9 protein-coding genes and 1 pseudogene are annotated in these 8,067 nt (G+C 74.7%); 6 read left to right on the top strand and 4 right to left on the bottom strand.

Going from position 1 to position 8,067, the window contains the following annotated elements:
• Window positions 1–522: pseudogene (locus tag NCC78_RS23615) on the bottom strand (hypothetical protein); the annotation flags it as partial.
• Window positions 523–800: 278 nt separating this feature from the next.
• Between NCC78_RS23615 and NCC78_RS23610 the strand changes: the two are divergent.
• The 3 genes from NCC78_RS23610 (at window position 801) to NCC78_RS23600 (ending at window position 3,111) form a co-directional block, all read left to right on the top strand.
• Entirely contained in the window at window positions 801–1,190 is a 390-nt protein-coding gene (locus tag NCC78_RS23610) for a hypothetical protein (protein WP_250797123.1), read from the top strand.
• 614 nt (window positions 1,191–1,804) lie between these two features.
• Window positions 1,805–2,074 (top strand): hypothetical protein, encoded by a 270-nt coding sequence (locus tag NCC78_RS23605; RefSeq protein ID WP_250797122.1) that lies wholly within the window; start codon window positions 1,805–1,807, stop codon window positions 2,072–2,074.
• A complete protein-coding gene (locus NCC78_RS23600; RefSeq protein ID WP_250797121.1) occupies window positions 2,074–3,111 on the top strand; it encodes a hypothetical protein in 1,038 nt (345 codons plus the stop codon). Before NCC78_RS23605 ends, NCC78_RS23600 begins: the two co-directional genes overlap by 1 nt.
• A 39-nt stretch (window positions 3,112–3,150) precedes the next feature.
• Here NCC78_RS23600 and NCC78_RS23595 read toward each other — a convergent pair whose 3' ends face one another.
• Together NCC78_RS23595 and NCC78_RS23590 are read right to left on the bottom strand one after the other, a co-directional pair.
• On the bottom strand, window positions 3,151–3,678 hold the full coding sequence (locus tag NCC78_RS23595) for an SRPBCC family protein (RefSeq protein WP_250797119.1): 528 nt from the start codon (window positions 3,676–3,678) through the stop codon (window positions 3,151–3,153).
• On the bottom strand, window positions 3,678–3,989 hold the full coding sequence (locus NCC78_RS23590; RefSeq protein WP_250797118.1) for an ArsR/SmtB family transcription factor: 312 nt from the start codon (window positions 3,987–3,989) through the stop codon (window positions 3,678–3,680). The genes NCC78_RS23595 and NCC78_RS23590 overlap by 1 nt, the downstream gene beginning before the upstream one ends.
• 109 nt (window positions 3,990–4,098) lie before the next feature.
• On the opposite strand from NCC78_RS23590, the gene NCC78_RS23585 reads away from it, so the two are divergent.
• Window positions 4,099–5,028 carry an LLM class F420-dependent oxidoreductase gene (locus NCC78_RS23585; protein ID WP_250797117.1) on the top strand — a complete coding sequence of 310 codons (930 nt, stop codon included), beginning with the start codon at window positions 4,099–4,101 and terminating at the stop codon, window positions 5,026–5,028.
• Between the two features lie 24 nt (window positions 5,029–5,052).
• Here NCC78_RS23585 and NCC78_RS23580 read toward each other — a convergent pair whose 3' ends face one another.
• A complete protein-coding gene (locus NCC78_RS23580) occupies window positions 5,053–5,466 on the bottom strand; it encodes a hypothetical protein (RefSeq protein ID WP_250797116.1) in 414 nt (137 codons plus the stop codon).
• Between the two features lie 118 nt (window positions 5,467–5,584).
• Between NCC78_RS23580 and NCC78_RS23575 the strand changes: the two genes are divergently transcribed.
• Both NCC78_RS23575 and NCC78_RS23570 read left to right on the top strand, forming a co-directional pair.
• Complete coding sequence (locus tag NCC78_RS23575; RefSeq protein ID WP_250797114.1) at window positions 5,585–6,340, top strand: hypothetical protein; 756 nt, start codon at window positions 5,585–5,587, stop codon at window positions 6,338–6,340.
• A gap of 182 nt (window positions 6,341–6,522) precedes the next feature.
• Window positions 6,523–7,767 carry an FAD-binding protein gene (locus tag NCC78_RS23570; protein ID WP_250797112.1) on the top strand — a complete coding sequence of 415 codons (1,245 nt, stop codon included), beginning with the start codon at window positions 6,523–6,525 and terminating at the stop codon, window positions 7,765–7,767.
• Window positions 7,768–8,067 lie beyond the last annotated feature (300 nt).

The raw sequence follows: 8,067 nt of genomic DNA, 5'->3' as shown, positions 1-8,067 counted from the left end.
TGGCGGCGTGCCGCCGGCGGGCGCGGTGCCGGTCGGGGACGTCCCGGCGGAGGCGGCCTGCGTCGAGGGCGTCTGGGTCGAAGGCGTCCCGGTGGAAGGCCTTCCGGTGAGGGCGGCCTCGCCCGAGGGAACGTCGACTCCGTCCGACCCGTCGTCACCCGCACGAAGCGCGGGATCCGCGGGCGGTCGGGCACCGGTCTCGGCGATCGGGCGTGGTGGCGTCCCGGTGGCCGGGCCGGCGACGGGCGCCGGCGTCGACGGGGCCGGTTGCGCCTGCGGCGACGAGGGGTCGACCGGGACCAGGGGGATGAACACGGCGTACCCACGGGTGCCGGCCGGGATCTGGACGGGAATCGCCCAGGCCGTTCCGTCGTCCGTCCCCGGCCACGTCATGGGCGTCGGCGCCCCGTCGACGGCGGGCATGACGAGCAACTGCGGCGGTGGGCTCCCGGGTGCCGCGTCACCAGCGCTGTCGGACGCCTCGCCGGCCGGGGGCCCCGGCACCTTCGGCGGTTGGGTCACGGCACCCTCCTTGATCAAATGGTGCGCACACTGTACGGCCCCCGACCTCCGCCCCGCCGCCCCGGGGGATCGACGGACCTCGGTGTGCGGCGTCCTCCGCCGGCGGCACGAGGACGGGGAGTGGTTCACCGACGTCGACGAGGGTGTAAGGGCGCGGATCGGGGATGCCGCCGCGAGGAGGCCGGCCCGTCGTGCCGGACGTCGCCCGTTGAGTACGAATGCTCATTCACGGGAGCGGGTCGACCGACGATGATCCTGGGGTGAACCTGACGACGCGCGTGCGTGATCTTCTCGGTCTGCCGGCCCTGGCGGTGGCGACGCTCGCCACCTGGTGGTGCTGGCTGGGCTGGGACACCCGTTACACGGTCGACCCGGTGACCGGCTCGACCAGCGGCCCGTACGAGCCGTGGCAGGTCGTCGGATGCGTGCTCACCCTCGCGCTGCTCGCGGCCCTGGGTGGCTGGTATCTCAACCCGTTGCTGGCCGCGGCGACCATGACGGCGACCTTCACCGTCGCCTGGTCCTGGCGGGCCGCGTCGACCGACGACTCCGGCCTCTGGGTGGTGGGCGCGGTCCTGGTCCTGGTCGGGATGGCGGCCGGCTCCACGGCGGTGAGCTTCGGCGCCCACCGCCTGCGTCGGGACCGCGGAGACCGGGGACGAGGCTGAGCCCACGCCCGGGCGGGCGGTCGGACCGCGCGGCCGCAGGGGCACCCGGGGGAGTGACCCGCAGAGCCCGCAGAGCCGGTTGAGGCCGAGGAACGCCCGGGAACGGGTCGCTGCACAGCTCCGCCGGTGACGCAGTCACCTGGCCGACGTAACCGCCGTCGGATTCCGGACAGGACGCCGAGGGCCTTCCCGTCGCACTGTTGTAGCAGGTCAGAGGCGTAAGGGTGGCGGGCCCCATTCCGATCCTCGGGCCCGGCGGGACAGCATCGTCCACGCCGACACCGCCATCACCGAGCCCGGCCGGAGCCCCTGCGGCGGACCCGGCGCAGCGCACCGCCGGTCCGACCAGGCACCGCAGAGCCGCGCTCCGGTCGACACCGTCCCGGGCGCCCGGGACCGTGCCACCTCATCACCGACAGCGACGTCACCACTCATGGCAGTCAACGACCCGCGCCACGAACCCCGACGGGAGCGCGGTCGGCTCGCCGTACCCCATGACCGGTCCCCGGGCCGCGCCGACGCGCGCCCGGCCGTCGCCGATCCCACATCTTCAGCCGGGCCCGGCATCGTCCACGACCTGCGGTCCGGCGACCGAGCACAGAGAGGAGCCGGCAATGGCCGCTCCCACCGCGACCGCATCCCTGAACGCCTCGACCTATTCTCCCGGCGACCAGATGACCCTCACGGTCAGCTACGGCGACGCCGACACCAGACCGGTGACCGTGACGATCGTGGTCACCGACGCGCAGGGCAACAGCAGCGCCCCGGTCAAGGTCACCGCCGTCATCGACCCGCTCACCCTCTCCGTCGCCGACGACTCCGGGCGCACCTGGGCCAAGGTCTCGGACAACGGCTCGGTGGCCGTCCACCGGGCGGTGGCGTGATGCCCCGGGTGACCGTCACGGTGCGCGACAACGGCGGGCGTACCGCCACCGCCACCGCCGACTACACGATCGCCGCGCCCGTGCTGGGCGGCTACTACCTCTCGGGCGGGGCCGACCCGACGGCGGACATGGCGGGCGGCAACTTCCGGTCGCTCACCCAGTACCGCAGCTTCGCCGACGGCTACATCTTCCCCGGCTACAACCGGCCGTGGCTGATCACCCTCGGCCGCTCCGGGGTGAAGATGAACATGGTGCTGGAGCTGAAGCACTACGGCGCGCCCAACACCGGGCCGCAGACCTTCACCGTGGACGGCACCACCTACACCGTCCCGGCGCCCGCGATGACCATCCAGCAACGACCGGGGACGACCTGGCCCCGGGCGTACGGCTACAGCCAGGTCCTAGCCGGGCTCTGCGACGGGCTGTTCGCCCGCGCGCTGTCGCAGTACCGGACCCTGGGCTTCGGGGTGAACATCCAGCTCGCCTCCGAGCTGGACACCGACCACGAGTTCGGCACCACCGAATCCGGCGTCACCTACACCTGGGCGCAGTCGGACGCCCGGGCGGTGCAGGCGATGACGTACATCGTCGACTGGTTCAAGGCCCGGGCGCTGCCCGCCGGCACCACCTTCTCGGTCGGGGTCGCCGGCTTCGACCGGGCCTGCTACCAGCGCGTCCACCCGGAGCCGCTGATGGCCAAGCTCGACTTCCTCCAGTGGAACGTGTACGCCACCAACGCCACGCACACCGCGCTGGCCCGGTTCCGGCGGCCCAAGGACTGGGCGGTGGCGGACCTCGGCCCGATCGCGCTCTCCCGCCCGGTGCTGATCGCCGAGTGGGGTGTGCGGGTCGCGGAGATCCCGAACCAGGCGGCCTGGATCGCGACCGTGCCGGCGGCCATCGCCCAGCTCAACGCCGAGCGGGGACCCCGGATCGTCCGGACCAACTACTTCAACTCCGGCTGGGGCACCCTGTCGCCGAAGGAGACCGGCCTGGCCGCCCTGCGGGCCGCGTACGCCACCCGGCCGTACGTCTGAGCGGGCCGACCACGCCGGGCACCGGTCGGCCCGGCGTGGTCAGGGGGCGAGACGGTCGGCGTACGCGTCGCGCAGCTGCGCCCAGCCGAAGTCCATGGCCTCCGCGCCCCGGATCGGGCCGACCGGGTCGCCGTCGAGCAGGCGCTCGGCCACGTCCAGGCAGAGGTGCCAGCCGGCCGCCGCCATCGGGGCGGTTCCCCGGTCGGCGACGGTGTGCCGCAGGGTGAGCCGGGTGCCCGTGCCGGCCGGGACGAGTTCCCAGCGCAGCAGGTCCTCGCCCCAGGTGTACTCCAGCAGGTGCGGCGGCTCGGCCCGGCGTACGGTCGCGGGATGGTCCTCGGTGTGCTCGCCGTCGACCAGGGTGAGCACGGCGGCGCCGGGGGAGCCCAGGTCCCGGTCGGCGAGGAACGGCGCCCACTCCCGCAGCCGGGCCGGGTCGGTCAGCGCCGACCAGACCGCGTCGGGCCGGTGGCGCAGGTCGCGGACGAAGACCAGGGTAGGGCGGTCGCCGGTGTCGTCGAGGGCGACCTCGGCGGGCGGGCCCGGGCGGAACTGGGCGCTGTCCATCACTGCTCCTGACTGTCGAGGTGACGCTCCAGCGCGTCCAGGTGGGTCGTCCACAGGTGGCGGTACGGCGCCAGCCACCCGTCGACCGCCTGGAACGGCCGGGCGTCGATCCGGTAGATGCGGTGCTGGGCCGAGGTGCGGCAGGCGACGAAGCCGGCCTCGCGGAGCACCCGCAGGTGTTTGGAGACGGTCGGCTGACTCACCCCGAGGGTGCCCGCGAGCTGGCCCACGCTGCTCTCGGCCCGGCGGAGCTGGTCGAGGATCGCACGCCGGGTCGGCTCGGCGAGCACGGCGAACGCGTCGACGGTCACCGGTTCAACATGCCTCGCCAGGCATATTCCTGTCAAGGCATATGCCCTGCCCGGCCGGGTGACGCGGCGTCCGGCGGCGCTGCTGCGGTGGGCTACCTATGCTCGGGTCATGGAACTGCGGATCTTCACCGAACCCCAGCAGGGCGCCAGCTACGACGACCTGCTCGCCGTGGTCCGCACCGCGGAGGAGACCGGCTTCGGCGCCTTCTTCCGCTCGGACCACTACCTGAAGATGGGCTCGGTGAGCGGGGAACCCGGCCCGACCGACGCGTGGACCACCCTCGCCGGCCTGGCCCGCGACACCCGACGGATCCGGCTGGGCACCCTGATGACCGCCGCCACCTTCCGGCTGCCCGGCCCGCTGGCGATCACCGTCGCGCAGGTGGACCAGATGAGCGGCGGTCGGGTCGAACTCGGCATCGGCACCGGCTGGTACGCCGAGGAGCACACCGCGTACGGGATCCCGTTCCCGTCGCTTGGGGAGCGCTTCGACCGGCTGGAGGAGCAGCTCGCGGTGATCACCGGGCTCTGGGAGACCCCGCCGGGCCAGACGTTCGACTTCCCCGGGACGTACTACCCGGTCAGCGGCTCGCCGGCCCTGCCCAAGCCGGTGCAGGACCCGCGCCCGCCGATCCTGCTCGGCGGCATGGGCCCGAAGCGGACGCCCCGGCTCGCCGCCCGGTACGCCGACGAGTTCAACCTGCCGTTCGCCTCGATCGAGGACTCCGTGGCCCAGTTCGACCGGGTCCGTGCCGCCTGCGCCGAGCTGGGCCGGGACCCGAAGGAGCTGTGCTGGTCCAACGCGCTGGTGCTCTGCTGCGGCCGGGACGACGCCGAGGTGGCGCGCCGGGCCGCCGCGATCGGGCGGGAGCCCGACGAGCTGCGCGGCAACGGCCTGGCCGGCACCCCCGCCGAGCTGGTCGACAAGATCGGGCGGTACGCGGAGATCGGCAGCGAGCGGCTCTACCTCCAGGTGCTCGACCTGGCCGACCTGGACCACCTGGAGCTGGTCGCGGCCGAGGTGATGCCGCAGGTGTGACCGCGACGTCGGCGCGGCCGGGGCTCAGCGGACCGGGCCGACCGCGCCCGGGTCGCGCAGCACGGTGTCCAGCCGGCCGTCGCGGTCGCTGTCGACGTACGTGACGTCCGGGATCCCGTCCCCGTCCAGGTCGAACTGCACCACGTCGGCGATCCCGTCGCCGTTCAGGTCGGTGACCACCTCGACGGACCCGTCCAGGTGGCGGGTGACGATCGACTGCGCGCCGCCGTCACCCACCCGGGGCGCGGGGCCGGGGTGCGGCACCGGGTGCGGCGCCGGCGGGGGCGCCGGGGTCGGTCGCGGCCCGGGCGAGGTGCCCACCGGGTACGCCCGGGCCGGTGGCGCGCTGGACGGCTCCAGCCCGGTGCCGGTCGGGTCGATCTCCTCCTCTGAGGGGAAGACGTCGCCCCGTGGGGCGGGATCGCGGTAGGTGCTCATCGGCGTAGGGTTCCCCGACGAGGGCGGGGGTAACCGTGTCCGATCGACCGGTGCTCACCCTCGTCCGGTCGTCGGATGATGCTCTCCGACGACCGTGGTCACGAACGGGGGTACGAGGGTGGAACTGCACCGGAACCGGGGAGCGCTGGTGCTGCCCCTGGTCTGCGTACTGGGTGGGGTCGTGCTGCTGGCGCTGCCGGGCCAGGACGCGGTGCTGCGCCGCCTGGTGGCCGTGGGCGCCGTGCTGCTCGGCGGCGCCGTGCTGGTCAGCCTGCTGCGCCCGTTCCGCTTCGGCATCTCCGCCGACGGGCTGACCGTCCGGCGCCCGGGGCTGCGCCGGGTGATCCCCTGGCAGGAGGTCGCCGCGCTGGCTCTCGACCAGCCGCCCGCTCTCCAGGGGCGGCCCTCGACGCCGCGGCTGCTGCTGGTGCCCGCCCCGGGCACCATGATCGACGTGCCGGCCGACGCGCACCACCCGGTGGACGGCCGGGCCGCGGTGGAGCTGCTCGACCTGGAACGGGTCCGGGAGAAGCCCGACGAGGTGGCGGCGGCGCTGGCCCGGTACGCCGGGGACCGCTTCGTCGACGTGCTCGGGCGCCGCCGGGCCGCGTTCGCGGCCGACGACTTCGCCGTCGGGCTGCGCGGCTACCGCGCCGAGCGGGTCGACGAGCTGATCCGGCGCGGCCGGGACGCCCTGGTCTGGGGTGGTGCACTGGAGCGGCAGGCCGCCCGGTCGGAGATCGAGCGCGCTCGGGCCGAGGGGCTGCCGATCGAGGGGCGCGGCTACAGCCGCCTCCAGGTCGACGAGGCCCTGGCCGCGCTCAGCGGCGCGCTCGCCGACGACCGTTCCACCGACCGCCACCCCACCCCGTGACCGGCAGCCCGAACGACGCCCGGACGGGCACCGGAAACGCCGCCGTCGCACAGCGCCTCGACAGTGACCCGGCCGAGGCGGACGCGGTGCCGCGTCCCCCGGCCGCCGATGACCGGACCGGAAGCGCCGATGACCGAACCGGAACCGGCGGTGAGGGGATCGGAGCCGGCGGCAGTGCGCCAGTGGGTCCGGCCCGGCGGAACTGGGCGGGCAACGTCCGCTACGCCGCGCGCCGGTACCACCGGCCCGCCACTGTGGACGAGCTGCGCCGGCTGGTGGCCGGCGCCGAGCGGGTGCGCGCGGTCGGCACCGGGCACTCGTTCAACCGGCTCGGGGACACCACCGGTGACCTGGTGTCGCTGGCCGGGCTGCCGGCGACCTTCCAGCTCGACCGGGACCGGTGCACCGTCACCGTGCCGGCCGCCACCCGGTACGGCGACCTCGCCGCCCGGCTGCACGCGCAGGGGTACGCCCTGGCCAACCTCGCCTCGCTGCCGCACATCTCGGTCGCCGGGGCGGTCGCCACCGGCACCCACGGCTCGGGGGAGACGATCGGCAGCCTGGCCAGCGCGGTCGCCGGTCTGGAACTGGTCACCGCCGACGGCGACCTGCTGACCGTGGACCGCGCGTCGGACGGGGACCCGTTCGCCGGGATGGTGGTCTCCCTCGGTGCCCTGGGTGTCGTCACCCGGGTCACCCTCGACGTGGTGCCGGCCTTCGACATCCGCCAACACGTCCGGCTCGACCTGTCGCGCGCGGACCTGGACGCGGCGTTCGCCTCGGCGTACAGCGTCAGCGTCTTCACCGACTGGCGGGCGCCGCGCCTGCGGGAGGTGTGGGTCAAGCAGCGCGCGGAGGCGGCCCCGCTCCCGGCGGACTGGCTCGGTACGACGGCGGCCGACGCGCCGCGGCATCCGGTGCTCGGCATGCCGCCGCAGAACTGCACCCCGCAGCTCGGCGTGCCAGGCCCGTGGCACGAGCGGCTGCCGCACTTCCGGCTCGGCTTCACCCCGAGCAGCGGCGAGGAGTTGCAGTCGGAGTACCACGTGCCGCGCGCCGTGGCCGCCGAGGCGCTGGCCGCGCTCGACGCGGTCGCGGACCTGATCGCGCCGGTGCTCAAGGTCTGCGAGCTGCGGGCGGTCGCGGCCGACCGGCTCTGGCTCAGCCCCCACTACGACCGGGACAGCCTCGCCATCCACTTCACCTGGGTGGCCGACGCCGCCGCGGTGCTGCCGGTGGTGGCGGCCGTGGAGGAGCGGCTCGCGCCGTTCGCGCCGCGCCCGCACTGGAGCAAGGTATTCGGGCTCGCCCCGTCGGCGGTGGCCGCCAGCCACCCCCGGTACGCCGACTTCCTGGGTCTGCTCCGCCGGCTGGATTCTGCCGGGAAGTTCCGCACCGACCTGCTGGACCGCTACTTCCCCCGGTAGCCGCGACATACCACGCCCGGCATAGCCCGGCTGGGATTGGCCCGCCCCCGGACGGACGATGACCGTTGTCGATGAACAACATCGACCGGTCCCGGCCCGGATGCCCGGACCGTCGGCTCCTTCCCCACCGGAGCGACGACATGCAGCCCGTACCCGCCACCACCACCCGTCCCGTCCCCCCGCCGCCCCGCCCGAAGCGCGTCGCCGCCGTCCGGCTGGCGCTCAGCCTGGCGGTGCTCGGCGCCGGCCTGGCCGGCGCACCGGCCACGCCGGCCGCCCAGGCCGCGCAGGCCGCCGCCA

This window comes from Micromonospora phytophila, assembly GCF_023656545.1.
Lineage (GTDB): Bacteria > Actinomycetota > Actinomycetes > Mycobacteriales > Micromonosporaceae > Micromonospora > Micromonospora phytophila.
This window is presented reverse-complemented; position numbering and strand designations above follow the sequence as displayed.